Raw genomic sequence first — 21,042 nt, forward strand, 5'->3', positions numbered from 1 at the left:
TTGCGGGTCGTACCGGGTCCCGTACGAGAGGTCGTACGGCGAGGGGCTTTCACGTGCTGGCTCCAGTGGGCGGAGTCGGCTTCGTCGGCAGTCCCGTCGGGCTGCCGGACGAACCGGTGGGGAGGCCGGGGCCCGCCGAGTGGCCGCCGGTCGGCTTCGCGGTCTGCGAGGTGCCGGGGCGCGGGGAGGCGGTGATGGGCTTGCCGGGGTGGCTGGACTTGGCCGGCTTGGGGGTGCCGGAGGCCTTGGGCCGCCCGGAGCCGGTGGCCGAGGGGCGCGTCCTGCTCTTGGCGGGGACGCCGGGCCTGAGGGTGGGGTGGTGGGTGGCGTGCGACTCCGTGGGGGCGGGGGTGACCTGGACGGTCTCCGTCTTCTTCTCCTTGACGGCGGGCCCGGGTATGCCGAGCCAGGGCGCGCGGGAGCTGCCGCCGAGCAGACTGCCGACGAGCATGACGGCGTAGCAGGCGCATGCCAGGCCGAAGACCCAGCCGAGCCGGCGCAGGTTCTTGCCGCGACGGCCGCTCTCGTCCACGAAGACGGGCCCGTCCGGGTCGGCGCCCGCGACCGGCGCCTGGATGTCGACCCGCACCTCGGGCTGGACCCGGGTGTGCTCCTCGGCCGCGATACGGGGCTGGGCCTGGGTCCACTCCTCGGAGGCGACCCGGGGGCGGACCCGGGTGCGCGTCTCGGACGGGGACCAATCCCGCGCCGGGATCTGTGTCCCGATCCGCAGGGGGTCCGGCGCCGACGGGTCGCCCGGCAGGCGTCCGGCGACGTTCAGTTCCATCGTGAAGTCGTCGAGAGGGCCGCGGGGCTCCTCGACCGAGTTCGGGGATCGCCCCTGAGAGATGTCTTTTCGCCAATTGTCCACGTACGCACTTCCCCACTGGATGATTCGCGGGTTGCGCGCACTCCTCTAGCGGGCGCTGCGTTCCGGACCGGGTCCCCACCCGTTCCACGCATCCCCACTACCACACCGCACCCGGGGAATGAATGTAGCGCACGCGGCTGTGAGCCACCTTCTCGTACGGAGTCTTGTTCCTCAACTGGAACACCAGAGGGGTATTAGGTGGACATCAGGGACAGATCCCCCTCCGGAAGCCAGCTATCAGGGGGCAGTTCAAGCCATCCGGAGTCCTCCCCCATCCGACGGGCCACCTCCCTAAGAACCGCCAGGCCCGGGTGGGTCAGCCCCTTGCGCCACACCAGTGACACCGGTGACAGCGGTACAGGAGCGGTCAGCGGCCGGAGCACCATCCCGGGTATCTCCAGGAAGTCCGTGCTGACCAGCACCGACCAGCCGCGCGCCAGCACCACCCGGGCGAACTCCTCCTTCCCGGAGATCTCCGGGAACGGAGGGGCCAGTTCTGCACCCCGCCCGGCGAAGAGCCGTATGGCCAGATCTGTCCACTCGGCGGTGGCCGGATTGCCCGCCCCCGCATAGAGCGTCTCCCCCGCGAGCGCATCCAGGGGCACCTCCGCCCACCGCGCGAGCCGGTGCCCCTCGGGAAGCAGCACCGCCATCCGCTCGTACCGCACGGGCTGGTGCGCCAGGCCCGCGAGCACGGCGGGGTCGAGCCCGGCGACCCGGCCGAAGGAGACGTCGAGGCGTCCGGCGAGGATGGCGGCGGCGGCGCCGGTGAGCCCGCTCAGATGGCGCGCCACGAACTCCTGCCCGGCCGCCGCCTCCCGGGCCCGCACCAGCACCCGGTGACCGGTGCCGACGGGGGCGCTGATGTCGACGAGCAGCGGCCGGGACTCGGCCGCCCAGCCCGCCCGGAGCTCGTCGTGCGCGGCGAGCACCCGCCGCGCGTAGGGCAGCAGCCGCTTCCCGTCGGCGGTGAGCTCCACCGCGCGGGTGGTCCGCACGAACAGCTCGGCGCCCAGGTCGCGTTCGAGCCGCCGCACATCCCGGCTGAGCGCCTGCTGGGCGACGAAGAGCCGGGCGGCGGCCCGGGTGAAGTGCAGTTCCTCGGCGACGGTGGTGAACGCGCGCAGCAGCCGGGGGTCGATGTCGGGGGTCACGGACGGCAGTCAACCGTACGGCCGTTGACAACGGAAGTGCGTGAATGGCCTCTGATCAGGTGTTGGACGCCCGCACCGGGAGCCGGAGAAGCTCGGGGCATGCCGCAGCTGATGACCGTCTCGGGTTCCACCCTGGTGCTCGCCGGGCCCGCTCCGTACGAAGGCGCTCCCGGTGAGCACGGGCCCGCTCCCCGCCACCACGCACCCGCCCCCCGCGGGCCCCGGCGCCCCGCGTCCGGGAGAGCCGCCCGAAGCGTCCCCTACCGCAGTCTCTTCACCGTCCCCGGCGCCCGCGCCTTCACCCTGGGCAACCTCGTCGCCCGGCTCCCCATGGGCATGTTCGGTGTGAGCGCCGTGATCATGATCGCCGGGTCGCGCGGCTCGTACGCCCTCGCCGGGGCCGTCACCGCCACCGGTCTGGCCGCCACCGCCCTGGTCGCGCCGTGGACCGCCCGGCTGGTCGACCGGTACGGCCAGGCCCGGGTCGCCGTGCCCGCCACCGCGGTCTCGGTGCTCGGCTCGCTGGCGCTGCTGCTCTGCGTCCGCCTCGGCGCGCCCGACTGGACCCTCTTCGCCTCCTACGCCGCCACCGCCACCACCCCGAACACGGGCGGGATGTCCCGGGCGCGCTGGGCGCACGTCCACCGCGGCGACCCGGCGGCCCTGCACACCGCCAACTCCTTCGAACAGGCCGTGGACGAGCTGTGCTTCGTGCTCGGCCCGGTGGCCGCCGCGTTCCTCTGCACGGCCCTGTTCCCGGAGGCGGGGACGCTGGCCGCGGCGGTGCTCCTGATGACGGGCGTGCTGGTCTTCTCCGCCCAGCGCGCCACGGAACCGCCGGTGGCCCCGCGCACCGCCGCCCCCTCGCCGCTGCGCTCCCCCGGCCTCGCCCCGCTGCTCGCCGTCTTCCTCGCCACGGGCGCGGTGTTCGGCTCGATGGAGGTGGTGACCCTGGCGTACGCGTCGGGGCTCGGCCACGGCCCCTCGGGCGGCGCGGTGCTCGCCCTCCAGGCGGCCGGGTCGGGGGCGGCCGGGCTGGTCTACGGCTCGGCGCGGCCGGCGCGTTCGGTCCCGCGGCGGCTGCTGGTGTGCGTGGGCGCGATGGCGGCCCTGATGTGCCTGCCGCTCCTCGCGGCGACCACCGGTTCGCTGGCGGTGCTGGCGGGCGGGCTCCTGCTGGCCGGGGCGGCGACCGCGCCGACCATGGTCACCGGGATGACCCTGGTCCAGCGGCTCACGCCGGAGGGCCGGCTGAACGAGGGGATGACCCTCGCGGTCACCGCGATCCTGGGCGGTATCGCGGCGGGCTCGGCCACGGGCGGCTGGCTGAGCGACCACGCCTCGACCACGGCGGCGTACCTCGCGCCGGTCTGCGCGGCGGGTCTGGCGCTGGTGGCGTGCGCGGCGGGCCCGGCGCGGCGACGGGGCTGAGGGAGTGCGGTGACGCTGAGGGGGTGCGGCACCCGCGCCCCCGTACCGTACGCACGACGAAGGCCCGGCCGCTCAACGCGGCCGGGCCTTCGCCCAACATGGGAAAGTGGAGATGGCGGGAATCGAACCCGCGTCCAACGGTGCTGAATCAGGGCTTCTCCGTGTGCAGTTCGCTGCGATTTTCTCGGCCCCGGAGATCACGCGAACAAGTCTCCGACGGGCTCAGCCACTGTTTGATTTCCTTCTGGGCCCCGTGGCCGGGCTCAGAAGTTTAGATCCCTTGATGATGCCAGGATCCGGGTCGGGATCACCCCCGGGCTGACACTTCGCAAGTCGCTATTTAGGCAGCGAGGGCGAAGGAATCGCGCTTGGTGTTGGCGATTATTGGTTGCGACATATGGTTAACGAGATCATTGCCGCTTCCTCGACACGCTTCCCCTGCTCCGACATCCGCTGTCGAAACCGATCATCCCCATGTTTTGTTAACAAGGTGCTCCACCCCGGGGGGCGGCGCTGTTGCCATGGTACGCGACGCGGACCGCGGCTCGCCAGGACATTTACGCCCGCTGCCGCCGCCGGGCCGCGGCGACCGCGCGGTTCGTCTCGCGGGTGTCCTGCTTCTCCCGCAGCGTCTGGCGCTTGTCGTACTCCTTCTTGCCCTTCGCCAGCGCGATCTCGATCTTCGCCCGGCCCTCCTTGAAGTACAGGACGAGGGGCACGATCGTGTGACCCGACTCCTGCGACTTGCTCGCCAGCTTGTCGATCTCGGCGCGGTGCAGCAGCAGCTTCCGCTTGCGCCGCGCGCTGTGGTTGGTCCAGGTGCCCTGGGCGTACTCCGGCACATGGACGTTGTGCAGCCAGGCCTCGCCCTGGTCGATCTGGACGAACCCGTCGACCAGCGACGCCCGCCCCTGGCGCAGCGACTTCACCTCGGTGCCGGTGAGCACGAGACCGCACTCGTAGGTGTCGATGATGAGGTAGTCGTGCCGCGCCTTCTTGTTCTGCGCGACGAGCTTGCGCCCGTTGCCCTTGTCCTTCTCTTTTGCCTTAGCCATAGTGCGGCCATTTTCGCACTACGACCGCCCCCCGAGGCCACTCAATACCGCCTGGGCCCGCTCCTGGGCCCGCTCGGTGACCGGTACGTCCGGGGTGATGCCCTTCCCGTCGACCGCGTGGCCGGCCGGGGTGCGGTAGTGGCCGACGGTCAGCTCGGCCACCGAGCCGTCCGCCAGCTCGGTCGGCATCTGGACCGAGCCCTTGCCGAAGGTGCGCGAGCCGACCGTGACGGCCCGGCCGCGGTCCTGGAGGGCGCCGGTCAGCAGCTCGGCCGCGCTCATGGTGCCGCTGTCGACCAGGACGGCCAGCGGGCGGCCGGTGTCACCGCCCCGGTCCGCGTAGAGCGCGCGCTGACGGCCGTGCACGTCGTAGGTGGCGACCAGGCCGCCGTCGAGGAAGGCGGAGGCGGCGGAGGCGGCCTCGGTGACCAGGCCGCCGGTGTTGCCCCGCAGGTCCAGCAGGACGCCGGCGCCGCCGGGGGCCGCGCGGACCGCCCTGCGCACCCGCTCGCCCGCGCCCTTGGTGAAGGCCGCCACCTTGATCATCACGTCACCGCCCGGCAGCGCGCTCACCGTCACGGTCTCGGTGGTGAGCTCGGCCCTGCGCAGCGCCTCGGTCCAGGTGCGTCCGGCGCGCTCCAGACCGAGGACGACCCGGCTGCCGGGGGTCGCCCCGTCGCCGCGCAGCAGGGCGACGACCTCGGTGACCGGCAGGGTCTCCAGCGCGCGGCCGTCGATCGTGCGGAGCCGGTCGCCCGGCCTGATCCCGGCGCGGGCGGCCGGGCCGCCGGGCTGGAGGCGGGTCACCTCGACCCGGCCGTCGGCGGTGCGCCTGGCCCACAGGCCGACGCCCGTGTAGCGGCCGTCGAGGGCGTTCTCGAACTGCTCGTACGCGCTCTGGTCGTACACCGCGCCCCAGCGGTCGCCGCTGCGGCTGACGGCCTCGGCCGCCGCCTGGGTGCCGGACTTGCCGTCGGCAACCGCCTGGGCGGCGGCCCGCGCCACGTCCGCGCCGTGGTCGCGGGGCTCGACGGCGGAGGCGGGAAGGGCGTGCAGCGGGCTGGGGCGCTCCTCGGCCTGCGGCAGGGAGCCGGTCACCGCGGCGGTCGCCAGGACCGAGACGAAGACCAATGTCAGAGTCGCCCCGCGGCGCGCTCCGCGGGACCTGGGACAGCTGTCCGGACCTGACATGGCGTCGAGTCTAGGACAACGCGAGGGCGCCGCAGGGGCTGTTGCTCCCACGGCGCCCGGGGCGCATCTCACACTCGGGCGAACCCGCGTCACACCTTCAGGTACTTGCGCAGCGCGAAGAAGGCGGCGAGTGAGGGCATCAGCACACTCGCGGCCAGCACCAGCGGCAGCTTGGCGAGGACCGCGTCCCAGCCGATGAAGTTGATGAGATTCAGCTTGTGCGACAGGTCGAGGCCGTGGTCGATCATGAAGTAGCGGCCGACGATCAGCATCCCGGAGGCGGCGATGCCGCCGAGCACCCCGGCGAAGGCGGCCTCCATGATGAACGGTGCCTGGATGTAGAAGCTCGAAGCACCCACCAGGCGCATGATGCCCGTCTCGCGCCGCCTGCTGAACGCCGAGACCCGGACCGTGTTGACGATCAGCATCAGCGCCACGACCAGCATCACCGCCATGACCAGGACCGCGGCCACGTTCATCCCGCCGAGCAGGCTGAACAGGTTCTCCAGGATGCCCTTCTGGTCCTGGACGGACTGCACGCCGTCACGCCCGGCGAAGGCGGTGGCGACCACCTTGAACTTCTCCGGGTCCTTGAGCTTGACCCGGAACGACTCCTGCATCTGGTCCGGCGTGATGGAGCCGGCCATCGGTGAGTCGCCGAACTGCTCCTTGTAGTGCTTGAACGCCTGGTCCGCGGACTCGTACGTGACGGTCTCGACGATGTCCAGCTTCTTCAGGTCGGCCTCGATGTCCTTCTTCTGCTGGGCGGTGACGGCGCCCTTGGAGCACTTGGCGACGGACTCGGCGTCGGCCTTGTTGCAGAGGAAGATCGAGACGTTGACCTTGTCGTACCAGTAGCCCTTCATGTTGTTGACCTGATCCCGCATCAGCAGCGAACCGCCGAACAGGGCCAGGGACAGGGCCACGGAGACGATGACGGCGAACGTCATGGTCAGGTTGCGGCGGAGACCGACGCCGATCTCCGAGAGTACGAACTGCGCGCGCATGGCGACTGGTTGGGCCTTTCCGTGCTGGTCGTGCTTCCGAGCTCGATGCTCAGCGCATCAGTGCTGGTAGCCGTAGACGCCGCGCGCCTGGTCACGCACGAGTCGGCCCTTTTCGAGCTCGATAACACGCTTGCGCATCTGGTCGACGATGTTCTGGTCGTGGGTCGCCATGATGACGGTCGTCCCGGTCCGGTTGATCCGGTCCAGGAGCTTCATGATGCCCACGGAGGTCTGCGGGTCCAGGTTGCCGGTCGGCTCGTCCGCGATCAGCAGCATCGGCCGGTTGACGAAGGCCCGCGCGATGGCCACGCGCTGCTGTTCACCGCCGGAGAGCTCGCCGGGGCGCCGGTCCTCCTTGCCGCCGAGACCGACCAGGTCGAGCACCTGCGGCACGGCCTTCCTGATCTCCCCGCGCGGCTTGCCGATGACCTCCTGGGCGAAGGCGACGTTCTCGGCCACGGTCTTGTTGGGGAGGAGGCGGAAGTCCTGGAAGACGGTCCCGAGCTGGCGCCGCATGTGCGGCACCTTCCAGTTGGAGAGCCGGGCCAGGTCCTTGCCGAGGACGTGCACCTGCCCCTGGCTGGCGCGCTCCTCGCGCAGGATGAGTCGCAGGAAGGTCGACTTCCCGGAGCCGGAAGAACCGACGAGGAAGACGAACTCGCCCTTCTCGATGTCGAGGGAGACGTCCCGCAGAGCGGGGTGGCTCTGCTTGGGATAGGTCTTGGAGACGTTGTCGAATCGGATCACGGTGCACCACGGTCGCCGGGAATAGGTGTGCGTGACACTACGCGAACCGGCCTGGACCGTGCAGGCACCGTTCGGGGATGTTCCGGGGATGCGCCTTATGTCCCGTTGGTGGCGGGCCACAGGTCCCCTCAAGGGGGCAGAATCCGGCGGGGCGCGCCGAAACGCGCGCGAGCTGGCACAGTGGTAGGGGGAACGGTCGCGTTTCCCTGAGCGTTGTGCGGAGTAGTAGGTGCCTACAGCGGCTCCGCCGCGCGGGAGGAGGAAAGCGCATGACCTACGACCGCTTGGTGTGCGCGAACTGCGCGGCGCCGGTCAGCGAGGGCCGCTGCCCCGTCTGCCGGGCCAACCGCGAGCGGCTCCAGCAGGAGGGCCCCTGGGGCAGCCTGAGCCCGGCCGCCCTGGTGACGCTGCTCGTGGTGCTGGTGGCCGCGCTGGCGCTGCTGGCCCACCAGACCGCGTGACCTCACTTCGCCGGGTGGCAGGGCTGCACAGCTGCACGGCTTGACGTCATCGCGATTCACGGCTCGACGGCTGTACGCGAGTGGGGCCCGGGGTGCGTTGGCGCACCCCGGGCCCCACAGTCGTACGACCTGCCGACTACCGTGCGTGACGGCTAGGCGACGGTACGGCCGCCGACCAGGCGCGGCATGAAGCGGAAGCCGACGCCGCCGGCGATCATCGTCGCGGCACCGAGCAGCAGGAACGTGGTCTCGCCCGCACCGGTCTCGGCGAGCTCCTCCTTGGGCTTGCCCTGCTCGACCGGCTTGGAGCCACCGCTGTCGGGGGTGGTGTTGTCCGGGCAGCTGGCCCCGTCGAGGGAGACGGTGCAGGTGCTGCCGGTGCTGCCACCGGTGCTGCTGGAACCGCCGGTGGCGGAGGAGCCGCCGGTGGAGCCGCCCGTGGCGGACGAGCCGCCGGTGGAGGAGCCGCCGGTCGCGGAGCTGCCGCCGGTGGACGAACCGCCCGTGGTGGACGAACCGCCGGTGGACGAACCGCCCGTGGTGGACGAGCCGCCGGTGGACGAGCTGCCACCGGTCGAGGACGAGCCGCCCGTGGTGCTGGTGCCGCCCGTGGAGGAGCTGCCGCCGGTGGACGAGGAACCGCCCGTGGTGGACGAGCCGCCCGTGGACGAACCACCGGTGGACGAACCGCCCGTCGAGGACGAACCGCCGGTGGAAGAACCGCCCGTGGACGAACCGCCCGTGGAGGAGCTGCCACCGCTCGTCGTGGTGGAGCCGGACGAGCCGCCGATGTCGGCGCCGCCGATGCCGCCGGTGGAGGAGGTGCCGCCCGTGGAGGACGTACCGCCCGTGGAGCTGGTGCCGCCCGTGGACGAGGTGCCACCCGTGGAGCTGGTGCCGCCCGTGGAGGACGTGCCGCCGGTGGACGAGCCGCCCGTGGCGGACGAACCGCCGGCGGTCGAGGAACCACCCGTGTCGGCGCCGCCGATGCCACCCACCGTGCCGGTGGTGCCCTCGGACTCACCCTGGACGCCGAGGCCGACGTCCACACCGCTCTTGTCGACCTCGGCCTTGGCGCTGATGCCGCCGATGTTGACGTCGACACCGGCGGCCTGGGCCGCCCCCGCGGCGGTCAGGGACGCGCCCGCCGCGATCACCGCGCCCGCGGCTATCCGTGCAAAGCGGACCCGCGTCATTTTCGTCATGTGCCTGCTACCCCCAGTAGCTCAATCGTCATGGTGCAGCGTCCGGGGGCCGCGGGACCGGGGGGATCGTTTCTCCGTCGCCCCCGTCACACGCGCCCCGGAAATACGCATGCCGCGCGTCACCCTTCCGCACTTCCAAGAATGACGTCAAGGCCGTTGCGTACGGAATGCCCCAAATAGCGTGACTTGCCCGTCGTACGGAGTTGCGACTGTGACGTAAAAAGGGAACTGCCGCTCAAAGAACGGCAGTTCCCTTGTCGACAAAGCCCCGAAAGGGCAGTCGATTACTTCTCCTGCTGCTTGCGCCAGCGAATTCCGGCTTCGAGGAAGCCGTCGATCTCACCGTCGAGGACGGCCTGCGGATTGCCGACCTCGAACTCGGTGCGCAGGTCCTTGACCATCTGGTACGGGTGCAGGACGTAGGAGCGCATCTGGTTGCCCCAGGAGCTGCCGCCATCCTTGAGGGCGTCCATCTTGGCCTGCTCCTCCTGGCGGCGGCGCTCGAGGAGCTTGGCCTGGAGGACGTTCATGGCGCTGGCCTTGTTCTGGATCTGCGAGCGCTCGTTCTGGCAGGAGACGACGATGCCGGTCGGCAGGTGCGTGATGCGGACCGCGGAGTCGGTCGTGTTGACGCCCTGGCCGCCGGGGCCGGAGGCGCGGTAGACGTCGATGCGCAGCTCGCCCTCGTCGATCTCGACGTGGTCGCTGGACTCGACGACGGGCAGCACCTCGACGCCCGCGAACGAGGTCTGGCGGCGGCCCTGGTTGTCGAAGGGCGAGATCCGCACCAGGCGGTGGGTGCCCTGCTCGACGGAGAGCGTGCCGTAGGCGTACGGCGCCTTCACCACGAAGGTGGTCGACTTGATGCCGGCCTCCTCCGCGTACGACGTCTCGTAGACCTCGGTCGAGTAGCCGTGGCGCTCGGCCCAGCGCAGGTACATGCGCTGGAGGCGCTCGGCGAAGTCCGAGGCGTCGACGCCACCGGCCTCGGCGCGGATGTTGACCAGGGCCTCGCGCTCGGCGTACTCGCCGGACAGAAGCGTCCTGACCTCCATCTCGTCCAGCGCCTTGCGCACCGAGACCAGCTCGGCCTCCGCCTCCGCGAGGGTGTCGGCGTCGTCCATCTCCTCGGCGAGCTCGAAGAGCACCGCGAGGTCGTCGATCCGGCCGCGCAGCGTCTCGGTCTTGCGGACCTCGGCCTGGAGGTGCGAAAGCTTGCTCGTGATCTTCTGGGCGGCCTCCGGGTCGTCCCACAGGGACGGCGCCGCGGCCTGCTCCTCGAGCACGGCAATGTCTGCCCTCAGCTTGTCGAGGTCCAGGACGGCCTCGATCGACCCCATGGTCGAGGAGAGGGACTTCAGCTCTTCGGATACATCGACGACTGCCACGGGTCCAGCGTAACGGCTGTGCGCAAGGACGTTTCCCCCGCGCCGTGCCGCGGGCGTCCGGACCAGGGACTACGGGGCCGGCGCCGAGTGCTTGGAGTCCTGCGGGGGCTTGTCGTCGTCGCCCGACGTGGCGAGCCAGCCGCCGACGGCCACCGCCGCCGTCAGCACCACCGCCGAGGCGCCCAGGATCAGCCGCCGCCGGCGCAGCTGGTCCGCCCGGTGCCGGGCCGAGCCCGGGCGCGGGGTGCCCGCCGGGCGGGGGGCGCGGGCGGTGCCCAGGGGGCCGCCGGCCAGTTCGTCGGGGCCGGGGACGCGCATGCTGGTGTGGGTGTCGCGGTTGGAGTCCAGGGGAGCGCCCGGAACCAGCGGCACCGCGCCCCTGCGGGGCCTGCCGGAGGGGGCGGCGGGCTCCTCGTACACCGGCTCCTCGGGCTCCTCGGCGTCCGGCTCGTCCACGTCCAGCGGCGGCATCCCGGCCACCAGCGGCAGCAGCTCGCGCAGCCGGGCGGAGAGCTCCGAGGCGCGCAGCCGGGAGGCCGGAGCCTTGGCGAGGCACTGGACCATCAGCTGCCACAGCTCGTCCGGGATGCCGGGCAGCGGCACCACGGTCTCGGTGACGTGGCGGCGCAGGACCGCGCCGGGGTGGCCGCCGCCGAAGGGGGTGAAGCCCGCCAGGAGCTCGTAGAGGACGGTCGCCAGGGCGTAGATGTCGACCGCCGCCCTCGGCGGCAGGCCCTCGACGATCTCGGGGGCGAGGTAGTCGGGCGTGCCGATGATGCGGGTGGCCTTGGTGCGGCGCGGGGTGTCGATCAGCTTCGCCACGCCGAAGTCGGTCAGGAGCGCGGGGTGCGCGCCACCCGGGCCGAGCGGGCCCTGCATGTCCAGGAGGATGTTCTCGGGCTTGACGTCTCGGTGCACGATCCCGGCCGCGTGCGCGGCTGCCAGGCCGTCGGCCACGTCCGCGACGATGGCCACCGCCGCCTCGGGCGCGAGCCGGCGCTCGCGGTCGAGCCGGGTGCGTACGTCCGTGCCCCGCACCAGGTCCATGACCAGGGCGAGGTCGTTGCCGTCGACGACCAGGTCGCGCACGCCCACGACGTTCGGATGGTCGAGGCCGAGCAGCGCGGTGCGCTCCTGGACGAAGCGGCCGACCAGCTCCTGGTCTGCGGCGAGGTCCTCGCGCAGCAGCTTGATGGCGACGGGCCCGTCCGGGCCCTCGCCTAGCCACACCGTGCCGGCGCTGCCCCGCCCCAGGATCTGGTGGGCGGTGTACCGGCTGCCGATATTCCGTGCCAAGACTGCTCCCTCAGCGGCTGGCTGTGCACGCCGAGGCTACGCGGCCCGGACGCCAACCTTCACTTCCGAGCGGGAAATCACCCCTGAGAAGTCGACAAATCTACGAAGTCGGTGGTGCGGGGTGCGGAAAGGGCGGGCCGGTACGGGACTCCGTCCCCGGACCGGCCCGCCCTCACGTTTCCGCCGGAGCGGCACTTCTGTCCCGCTCGGCCGCCTGCTGGCTTGCCGGGCTGCTTGCTTGCCCGGCCGCCTGCCGCCTGCCGCCTGCCGCCTGCGCCGCGGCTACTTGGCTTTCGCGCCCAGGTCGCCGATCCAGCCCGACACCTTGGAGACGGCGTCGCCGATCGCCTGCCAGTAGCTCTTGCCCTCGGCCACCCAGTCCTGGAGCGGGGTGAGCTCCCAGATCAGCCAGCCCGCCACGAACAGCAGGACCAGGGTGAACAGACAGCCCTTGAGGCAGCCGAGCCCCGGAATCCGCATCGGGTTGGCGCTGCGGCGGCGCGGCTCACGGGGCTCGCGCGGCGCGGGTGCCTGCGGCTGCTGGGGCGCCTGCGGCGGCGCGTACTGCTGACGCTGCTGGTGCTGGGGCGGCGGCGCGTACTGCTGGTGCTGCGGAGGCTGCTGCGCGTACGGCTGGGGCTGCTGCGGCTGCCGGTACTGCGGGGGCTGCTGCTGCGGTGCGTACTGCTGGGGGCGCTGCTGCTGAGGACGCTGCGGGGGCTGCTGCGCCTGGCGGTGCGGGCGGCGGCGCAGCGGGTCCTGCTCCGGGTCCAGGTACTGCACCTGCGTCTGCTCGTTGCGGTCGCGGGCCGCCTGGAGCTGGGACTGCCAGGGGTGCGGCTCCTCGGGGCGGTCGGGGCCGCCCTGGGCGCCGAACTGGTTCTGCCCCTGCGGCACCGGCGGCAGCACCGCCGTCGGGTCGGCCGCGCCCCGGCCCGGCAGGACGGCGGTCGGGTCCGCGGCGCCGGGCGTGTGCGGCAGGTACGAGGTCGCGGCGTTCGGGTCGTACGAGCCCGCGTTGGTGGGCAGCACCTGGGTCGGGTCGGCCGCGCCGGGCGTGTCCGGGACGGGCGCGGGCGCCGGGTCGGGCGCGAGCAGCGCGCCGACGCCGTCGGCCGCCTCGACCTGGGCCGGGGTGGAGTGCACCCCGATGCCGTCGGCCACCACGCGCAGGGCGCGCGCGAGGTTCTCCGCGCTCGGCCGCTCGTCCGGGTTCTTGCGCAGACAGCGCTCGATGACCGTCCACAGCGGGGCGGGCACGGTGGTGGGGCGGCGCGGCTCCTCGCTCAGATGCCGGTGCAGCACCTCCAGAGCCGTGCCCCCGGCGAACGGCGGACGCCCGGTGACCAGCTCGTACATCAGGATTCCGGCGCCGTAGACATCGACGGCGGAAGTCTGCGGACGGCCCTCGGCGGACTCCGGCGCCACATACGCGGGCGTGCCCACGAACTCGTGCGTACGGGTCAGGCCCGGGGAGTCGGCGAGGCGCGCGATGCCGAAGTCGGTGAGCATCGGGTGCATGGCGCCGTCGCGCTCGTCGAGCAGGACGTTGGCGGGCTTCAGGTCGCGGTGGACCACGCCGTCGGCGTGGCTGGCGGCGAGCGCGTCCGCGATCTGCGCGGTGAGCAGGGACGCGGCGACCGGGGTGAAGGGCCCGTTGTCGCGCAGATAGCGGTGCAGGTCCGGGCCGTCGACCAGGTCCATGACCAGGGCGAGCAGATCACCCTCGACGACCAGGTCGCGGGTGCGCACGATGTTGGGGTGTGTCAGGCGCAGCAGCACCGACCGCTCGCGCAGGAACCGCATCACGACGTCGGCGTCGTGGGCGAGCTCCTCCTTGAGGACCTTGATCGCGACGGTCTCGCCGGGCTGGCCGGCCACGGCCGCCTCGGCGCCCGCCGCCTCACGCTGGCGGGCGCGCCAGACGGTACCCGTGGCACCGCGTCCGAGCGGCTCCTCGAGCAAGTACTTGCTGCCTACCGGCCGCACGTCATGCGCTCCCTGCTGGTCTGGCTGGATCCGGGTCTCCTCGGGTGTCCCCCGGGCCGCCCACTGTAGTGCCGACGGCTGTCACCACGGCTTCGGCGGCGGCCGTGGCGGCACGGACCACACGCTTCCGCTGTTCGAAGGGAAGACGCCGCCGTCGCACGGAAGGTTGCCGAACGGCCGTGCCGGAGCGGGGTGAACGATTCCGCCGAGGTGCGCAACCGGCCACTTTGCGGCCACATTCGCGTCGAGAGCCGATCATTCAAGATCACTTGGAGGTGGGTGGCGGGCGTGTTGTCAGTGGCAGGTGCGAGGATGCCCTCAGCACGACATGTGTGCCTGGTGGGGGGAATCACAAGGGCCGTTCCCTCCCTGCCCGGCACCCCCGCGCAGAAGGGACCGCCGAGGCGATGCAGATCCGGCTGACCGTCCTCGCGCCGCGCAGCGGCCACGCTGCCGCGCGCGCCTGCGACGTGCTCGTGACCGCGCCCGCCGGGACCGCCCTCGCGGCCGTCGCCTCGGGCCTCGCCACGGCCGCGTCCGGCTCCGAGGTGTCGAGCACGGTCGTGCTCTACGCGGGCCGTGAGCGGCTCGACCTCCAGCGCCGCGTCCTGGGCGAACCGCCCCTGGTGGACGGGGCGGTGCTGTCCCTCTCCGCCCCGTCCGACTCGTCGACGTACGCGTACGAGGAGCACGAGGAGGCGGCCCGCGCGCGCCTGTGCGTCGTGGCGGGGCCGGACGCGGGCGGAGTGCATCTGCTCCACGGCGGCCAGATCCGCGTCGGCCGCTCGGCGGACGCCGACGTCCCGCTGGACGACCCGGACGTCTCCCGGCTGCACTGCGCGGTCACGGTCGGCGAGGGCGGCCGGGTCTCGGTGGCCGACCTGGGCTCGACCAACGGCACGCGCGTGGACGGCACCCCGGTCGGCCCGCACCCGGTGCGGCTGCCGGTGGGGGCGCTGCTGCGCCTCGGCGAGTCCGCGCTGCGCCTGAGCACCGGTGCCCCGTCCCCGCGCCCGCTGCCCACGACGCCGGACGGGGAGGGCCACATCCGGGTGACCCCCGCGGCTTCCCCGGCCCCGCTCGGGCCCGGGGAGGCCGCGCCGCTCGCACCCGGCCCCGGTTCCGCCGCCCGGGTGCCGTCCCCGCGCGCGTCGAGCGAGCCGGCCCCCGCCGCACCCGGACCGACGACCCATGGCACGGGGAGCGCACCGGTGCCGGGCGGCCCCGTACCCGCCGACGCGAGGGAGAGCGGCGGACGCCCGCATGCGCGGGGCGGCGGCGAGACGTCCGGGGAGGCGGGGCGGGGCCTTACGGAGGGCGGGTTCGGCACGTACGGCGGCGTGTCGGGGGCGCGGGGGGGTGCCCGGGAGGGCGGCGGTGAGGGCGGCGGTTTCGCGCCCGGGGGTGAGGGTTACGGCCCTGGGCGGGCCGGGGGGGCGTATGGGCTCGGGCCGGGGGGCCAGGGGTACGGCCCCGGGCCGGGGAATCAGAGTTACGGCGCCCGGCCGGGGGGCGAGGCGTACGGGCCCGGGCCCGGGGGTCAGGGCTACGGCCCCGGGCCCGGGGGCGAGGCACACCGGCCTGGGTCGGAAAATCAGGGCTACGGCGCCCGGTCCGGGAGTCGGGGGCATGGCCCCGGGCCGGAGGGGGTGCCGTACCGGGACGGGCGCGGGCCGGAGGGTGAGTCGTACGGGACGGGGCCCGGGCCCGCCGTCAGTCGGCGGGTCGGGACGCCTCCCCGTGGCACGCGGCTGCCCGAGAGCCCCGAGCACGAGCACACGAGCGCGGACGACGGGACGGCCGCGCGGCGGCGCGGCGGGATCGGGGCCTGGGCGCGGCGGCTGACCGGCGGGCGGCCCGAGTCCGTGGACGAACCGGCGCCGGCCGAGACCGCCGCCGTGGCGCCGGGCGCCGCCCCGCCCGCGCCCGAGCGCTGGCCCGACCCGGCCGCGCTGCTGCTGACCGCGCTCGGCCCCGGGCCGAGGCTGTGGGAGCGGCGCCCCGGGCACCCGGAGGAGCTGGCGATCCGGGTCGGGACGGCGGACCGGGGCGAGCTGGTGGCCGTGCCGGTGACCGTCGGGCTGCGGGAGGTGGGCTCGCTGGGGCTCGCCGGGCCCCGCGCCAGGCTGAACGGGCTGGCGCGGGCGGCCGTGGCCCAGCTCGCCGCGCTGCACGCACCGGCCGATCTGGAGATCGTCCTCATCAGTACCGAGCGCGGCCGCAGTCTCCAGACGCGTACGGCGGAGTGGGGCTGGCTGGGCTGGCTCCCGCATGTGCGCCCCGGGCACGGCCAGGACTGCCGACTGCTCCTGGCGTACGACCGCGAGCAGGCCACCGCCCGGACGACCGAGCTGGTCCGGCGCCTGGACGACAGCCCGCTCGGCCCCGGCTGGGCCTCCGCCGACGCGGCGGCCGTGGCCGACGCCACCCGCCGCTACTCGGGTCCGTACACGGTGGTGATCGTCGACGGTGACCCCGGCTCGTCCGTGCTACGCGAGACGACGGCCCGGCTCGCCTGCGCCGGGGGCGCGGCCGGTATCCATCTGCTCTGCCTCGCCGAGACGCCGCCGGCCTCGCCGGTGTCGCCGGTGGAGGCGACGTACGAGTCGGCGTGCGCGGTCTCGCTCCCCTTCCGCGAGTGCGGGGCGGCGGCGCTGCTGAGCGGGGACGTGGCCACGGCGCTGCGGCTGCTGCGCACGGCGGGCGGGCGTCCGGCCGGGCACGGCACGCTGGCGGCGGTCGACGCGGTGTCGGTGGCCTGGGCTGAGCGTTTCGCGCGGGCGCTCGCGCCACTGCGGGCGGGCGACGGTACGGCCGCGCCCGGCCGGCCCCCGGTGGCGCTGCCCCCCTCGTCCCGGCTGCTCGACGAGCTGGGCCTGGCGCGGGCCACCCCGGCGTCGCTGATGGCCCGCTGGGAGTCTGCGCCGGACGGCGCGGCGGTGCTCGGCACCGGTCCGCGCGGCCCGGTCGGGGTCGACCTCGCCTCGGAGGGCCCGCATCTGCTGGTCGAGGGCCCGGCGGGCAGCGGGCGTACGGAGCTGCTGAGGGCGGTCGCCGCGTCGCTGGCGGCGGGGGCGCGGCCGGACCGGCTGGCGCTCGTGCTGGTCGACGGGGCGGGCGGGGAGCGCGGCGAGGGGCTGCGCCCCTGCACCGAACTCCCCCATGTCTCCACGCACTTGGTGGCATCGGACCCGGTCCGGATGCGGGAGTTCGCGCAGGCGCTGGGGGCGGAACTGAAGCGGCGGGCGGAGCTGCTGGGGGACCTGGGGTTCACCGAGTGGCTCGCCCGGCAGGAGTCCGGGCACGAGTCCGCGCACGGGGACGAGGAGGTGGCGGGGCGGGTGGGGAGCCCCCGGCCGCCGGCCCCCGGTGAGCAGCGGGGCGAGGAGGACACGCCGTCCACGAGCACGCTGCGGCTGCGCCCGCTGGGGCGTACGCGTACGGAGGCGGGGCCGCCGCGGCCGGCGCGGCTCTTCGTCCTGGTGGACGACTTCGACGCGCTGCTCGCACCCGCGCTGGGCAGCCCCGGGCGGCCCGCGGCGGGGTCGGTGGTGCGCGCGCTGGAGGCGGTGGCGCGGGACGGGGAGCGGCTGGGGGTCCACCTGGTGGCGACGTCGTCGCGCCCGGAGCGTACGGCGGAGACGGAGCTGGCGCGCAGGGTACGGCAGGTGGTGCGGCTCGACGCGCCCCCGCTCGCCCCGTCGCCGGAGGAGCCGTCGCCGGGGCGGGGGCGGCTGTTCGGGCCGGACGGCTCGGTGACGCCGTTCCAGGGCGGCCGGGTCACGGGCCGGATACCGCGCACGGCGACACTGCGGCCGACGGTGGTGCCGCTGGAGTGGGAGCGGATGGGTGACCCGCCGACCCGGCGCCCGGTGCGGGAGCTGGGGAACGGGCCTACGGATCTGGCGTTGCTGGCGAGTGCGTTGGAGAGGGCGGGGCGGGTGGTGCAGGCCGCAACCCCGGCAACCCTGTAGCCCCCTCGCGCCCGCCCCCGCCTCCCGGCCTGCGCCCACCCCCACTCCGGGCGGAAGGCCCGCCACCCTCGGGGCTGCGCCCCGCCTCCACTCCGGGCTACGCCCAGCCCCCTTCGGGGCTGCGCCCCGGGCTCCTTCTTTTGTCTGCGGACCGTGCTGGGTTGCTCGCGCTGTTCCCCGCGCCCCTGGGCACCTGGGGGCGCGGGGAACTGCGCGCCCGGCCACAGACGGCCCGCAGACGAAGCACCGGCCCAAAAGGGGCGCGGGGAACCGCGCGACCAGCCACACACCACCCCGCAGACAAACCCCGGGCAACCCCCAGCGGAGCCGACCCCACGTCACGACCCCATCACGATCATCCAGTTGACAGCGATCGCGCTATTGCGGGGCCCCCGCACCCGGCGTAGGACTGTCCGGACGGGACGACCTCGGTGAGCGGGAGGCGGCAGACTCATGCGTACAGGCCGGAAGTTGGTCGGAATAGCCATCGTCGGGGTACTCGCCCTCACCGCCACCGCTTGCGGCGACGACAAGAAGGACGACGAGAAGAAACCGGCCCCCGGCAAGTCCGGCACGGCGGCCACCGTCACCCTCCCCCGCCTGGACGGGCAGAAGATCGAAGTGGCCGCGGTATGGACCGGCCCCGAGCAGGCCAACTTCGTCAAAGTGCTGAAGGAGTTCGAGAGCCGCACCGGCGCCACCGTCACCTTCGTCCCCGCCCAGGACCCCATCGTCAACTTCCTCGGCACCAAGATCGCCGGTGGCAGCCCGCCCGACGTGGCCATGCTGCCGCAGGTCGGCGCCATCCAGCAGGCCGTGCAGAAGAAGTGGGTCAAGCCGGCCGGCCCGGACGCCAAGGCCCAGCTCACCAAGAACTACGCCAAGGTCTGGCAGGACCTGGGCGCGGTCGACGGCACCCAGTACGCCGTGTACTTCAAGGCCGCCAACAAGTCCCTGGTCTGGTACAACACCAAGGTCTTCGACACCGCAGGCGCCCAGGTCCCCAAGACCTGGAAGGACTTCCTGGCCACCGCCGACACCATCTCCGCCTCCGGCGTCACCCCGGTCTCCGTCGGCGGCGCCGACGGCTGGACCCTCACCGACTGGTTCGAGAACATCTACCTCTCCCAGGCGGGTCCGGAGAAGTACGACCAGCTGGCCAAGCACCGGCTCAAGTGGACCGACCCGTCCGTCAAGGACGCCCTGACCACCCTGGGCCAGCTCTTCGGCAAGCCCGACCTGATCGCGGGCGGCGCGAACGGCGCGCTGCAGACCGAGTTCCCCGCCTCCGTCACCCAGACCTTCACCGGCGGCGACCAGCCCAAGGCGGGCATGGTCTTCGAGGGCGACTTCGTCGGCGTCAACATCGCGCAGACCAGCGCCAAGATCGGTACGGACGCGAAGGTCTTCCCCTTCCCCGCCGTCGGCGCCAAGGCACCCGTCGTCACCGGCGGGGACGCGGCCGTCGCGCTCAAGGACACCAAGGGCGCCCAGGCCCTGCTCACCTGGCTGGCCTCCGCGGACGCCGCCAAGGTCTGGGCCGCGGCGGGCGGGTACATCTCGCCCAACAAGGCCGTCGACCTCGCCGCGTACCCCAACGACGTCCAGCGGGACATCGCCAAGGCCCTGATCGCGGCCGGGGACGACGTGCGGTTCGACATGTCCGACCAGGCGCCGCAGTCCTTCGGCGGCACACCGGGCAAGGGCGAGTGGAAGGACCTCCAGGACTTCCTCAAGAACCCCAAGGACGTGAGCGGCGCCCAGGCCCGGCTGGAGGCCGACGCGGCCGCGGCGTACAAGAACTGACCCGGTCATGACCACCGCGCCGGTCCCCTCACCCGCCTCCCCCGCCTCGCCACCTCCCCCGTCGGCCCCGCCCGGCCGCAGGACCGCCAAGAGCGTCACCGGGACGCGCGTCTACTTCGCCGCCGCTTTCCTGCTGCCCGCGCTCGTCCTGCTGGGCGCGCTGGTGGTGTATCCGATCGGGTACTCCGTCTACCGCTCGTTCTTCGACCGGTCCGGCGACGGCTTCGCGGGGATCGACAACTACAAGACGCTCTTCACCGACGACACCATCCTGAAGGCGGTGGAGAACAACGCGATCTGGGTGGTCTGCGCCCCGACCATCGCCACCGCCCTCGGACTGATCTTCGCCGTACTGACCGAACGGGTGCGCTGGGGAACGGCGTTCAAGCTGATCGTCTTCATGCCGATGGTGATCTCGATGCTCGCCGCGGGGATCATCTTCCGGCTGGTGTACGAGCAGGACCCGGACCGGGGCGTCGCCAACGCCGTCTGGGTGGGGGTGCACGACACCTTCGCCGAGTCGGCCGGGTTCCCCCGGGCCCGTCCGCTGCCCGCGGCCCCGCTGGGGCCGGGCGGCGACGGTTCCTTCGTCACCAAGGACGCCGTCCGCGCCGGGCGGAGCGCGCTGCTGCCGCTCGTCGGGGTGCCCGCGGAGAAGATGCCGTCGTCCGCGAAGCCGGCCCGGCCCGCCGCGGCCGGCCCCGGCGGGATCACCGGTACCGCCTGGCTCGACTTCACCAAAGGGGGCGGCGGGACCCCCAACACCATCGACTCCAAGGAGCTGGGCCTCAAGGGCCTCAAGATCGAGGCCGTACGGGACGGCCGGGTCGTCGCGACCACCAGCGCCCGCGCGGACGGGACCTTCACGCTGCCCGCCAAGGCCGACGGGGCGAGGCTGCGGCTGCCCCGCAGCAACTTCCGCGAGCCCTACAACGGCGTGAACTGGCTCGGCCCGACCCTCGTCACCCCCGCCATCATCGGCTCGTACATCTGGATGTGGGCCGGGTTCGCGATGGTGCTCATCGCCGCCGGACTCGCCGGGCTGCCGCGCGAACTCCTGGAGGCGGCGCGGGTGGACGGCGCCAACGAGTGGCAGGTGTTCCGGCGGGTGACCGTGCCGCTGCTCGCGCCCGTCCTCGCGGTCGTCCTGGTCACCCTGATGATCAATGTGCTGAAGATCTTCGACCTGATCTTCATCATCGCGCCCGGCTCCAGCCAGGATGACGCCAATGTACTGGCGCTCCAGCTCTACCGCTCCTCGTTCGGAACGGACGCGGACCTCGGCGTCGGCAGCGCGATCGCGGTCCTGCTGCTGGTCCTGGTCATACCGGTGATGCTCTTCAACATCCGCAGAATGCGACGGGAGGCGCGACGATGACGACGGCCCGCGCCACCACCACCCCCTGCCGGGGGTCCGGGGGTCGCCCCCCGGGACAGCACAGCAACATCCGCAGGACGCGGCGGGAG

General features: G+C 73.2%; 15 protein-coding genes and 1 other RNA gene. 5 read left to right on the forward strand and 11 right to left on the reverse strand.

Annotation, left to right across the window (positions count from 1 at the left end; all coding sequences use genetic code 11):
* Positions 1–49: 49 nt before the first annotated feature.
* Positions 50–787, reverse strand: a complete 738-nt coding sequence (locus tag ACZ4MU_RS14340) for a hypothetical protein (RefSeq protein WP_467875397.1) — start codon at positions 785–787, stop codon at positions 50–52.
* A gap of 278 nt (positions 788–1,065) precedes the next feature.
* Positions 1,066–2,025 (reverse strand): LysR family transcriptional regulator, encoded by a 960-nt coding sequence (locus ACZ4MU_RS14345; RefSeq protein ID WP_467875399.1) that lies wholly within the window; start codon positions 2,023–2,025, stop codon positions 1,066–1,068.
* A 99-nt stretch (positions 2,026–2,124) separates the two neighbouring features.
* On the opposite strand from ACZ4MU_RS14345, the gene ACZ4MU_RS14350 reads away from it, so the two are divergent.
* On the forward strand, positions 2,125–3,456 hold the full coding sequence (locus tag ACZ4MU_RS14350; RefSeq protein ID WP_467875401.1) for an MFS transporter: 1,332 nt from the start codon (positions 2,125–2,127) through the stop codon (positions 3,454–3,456).
* A 104-nt stretch (positions 3,457–3,560) separates the two neighbouring features.
* Here the strand turns inward: ACZ4MU_RS14350 and ssrA are convergent.
* From ssrA to ftsE, 5 genes are all read right to left on the reverse strand, one after another.
* Positions 3,561–3,930, reverse strand: a transfer-messenger RNA (tmRNA) gene (gene ssrA / locus ACZ4MU_RS14355).
* An 83-nt stretch (positions 3,931–4,013) separates the two neighbouring features.
* Positions 4,014–4,511: an SsrA-binding protein SmpB gene (gene smpB / locus ACZ4MU_RS14360; RefSeq protein WP_358833510.1), complete on the reverse strand. Its 498-nt coding sequence runs from the start codon at positions 4,509–4,511 to the stop codon at positions 4,014–4,016.
* An 18-nt stretch (positions 4,512–4,529) separates the two neighbouring features.
* A complete protein-coding gene (locus tag ACZ4MU_RS14365) occupies positions 4,530–5,702 on the reverse strand; it encodes a S41 family peptidase (RefSeq protein ID WP_467875404.1) in 1,173 nt (390 codons plus the stop codon).
* An 89-nt stretch (positions 5,703–5,791) separates the two neighbouring features.
* Entirely contained in the window at positions 5,792–6,709 is a 918-nt protein-coding gene (ftsX, locus tag ACZ4MU_RS14370; RefSeq protein WP_358833508.1) for a permease-like cell division protein FtsX, read from the reverse strand.
* Between the two features lie 57 nt (positions 6,710–6,766).
* On the reverse strand, positions 6,767–7,456 hold the full coding sequence (ftsE, locus tag ACZ4MU_RS14375) for a cell division ATP-binding protein FtsE (protein ID WP_101388537.1): 690 nt from the start codon (positions 7,454–7,456) through the stop codon (positions 6,767–6,769).
* A 269-nt stretch (positions 7,457–7,725) separates the two neighbouring features.
* On the opposite strand from ftsE, the gene ACZ4MU_RS14380 reads away from it, so the two are divergent.
* A complete protein-coding gene (locus ACZ4MU_RS14380; protein WP_467875408.1) occupies positions 7,726–7,917 on the forward strand; it encodes a hypothetical protein in 192 nt (63 codons plus the stop codon).
* Positions 7,918–8,069: 152 nt separating this feature from the next.
* Here the strand turns inward: ACZ4MU_RS14380 and ACZ4MU_RS14385 are convergent, their stop codons facing one another.
* From ACZ4MU_RS14385 to ACZ4MU_RS14400, 4 genes are all read right to left on the reverse strand, one after another.
* Positions 8,070–9,122, reverse strand: a complete 1,053-nt coding sequence (locus ACZ4MU_RS14385) for a hypothetical protein (RefSeq protein ID WP_467875411.1) — start codon at positions 9,120–9,122, stop codon at positions 8,070–8,072.
* Between the two features lie 284 nt (positions 9,123–9,406).
* Entirely contained in the window at positions 9,407–10,510 is a 1,104-nt protein-coding gene (prfB, locus tag ACZ4MU_RS14390; protein WP_467875414.1) for a peptide chain release factor 2, read from the reverse strand.
* Between the two features lie 69 nt (positions 10,511–10,579).
* A complete protein-coding gene (locus ACZ4MU_RS14395) occupies positions 10,580–11,806 on the reverse strand; it encodes a serine/threonine-protein kinase (RefSeq protein WP_358833504.1) in 1,227 nt (408 codons plus the stop codon).
* Between the two features lie 282 nt (positions 11,807–12,088).
* A complete protein-coding gene (locus ACZ4MU_RS14400) occupies positions 12,089–13,795 on the reverse strand; it encodes a serine/threonine-protein kinase (protein ID WP_467875417.1) in 1,707 nt (568 codons plus the stop codon).
* Positions 13,796–14,202: 407 nt separating this feature from the next.
* Between ACZ4MU_RS14400 and ACZ4MU_RS14405 the strand changes: the two genes are divergently transcribed.
* The 3 genes from ACZ4MU_RS14405 (at position 14,203) to ACZ4MU_RS14415 (ending at position 20,953) form a co-directional block, all read left to right on the forward strand.
* Complete coding sequence (locus tag ACZ4MU_RS14405) at positions 14,203–17,769, forward strand: FHA domain-containing protein (protein ID WP_467875419.1); 3,567 nt, start codon at positions 14,203–14,205, stop codon at positions 17,767–17,769.
* 453 nt (positions 17,770–18,222) lie between these two features.
* Positions 18,223–19,575, forward strand: a complete 1,353-nt coding sequence (locus ACZ4MU_RS14410) for an ABC transporter substrate-binding protein (protein ID WP_467875421.1) — start codon at positions 18,223–18,225, stop codon at positions 19,573–19,575.
* 7 nt (positions 19,576–19,582) lie between these two features.
* The gene (locus ACZ4MU_RS14415) at positions 19,583–20,953 is read left to right on the forward strand and encodes a carbohydrate ABC transporter permease (protein ID WP_467875424.1); all 1,371 of its coding nucleotides are present in this window, start codon (positions 19,583–19,585) and stop codon (positions 20,951–20,953) included.
* The last annotated feature ends 89 nt before the right edge of the window (positions 20,954–21,042 follow it).

It is taken from the genome of Streptomyces sp. NPDC026377 (assembly GCF_055567715.1).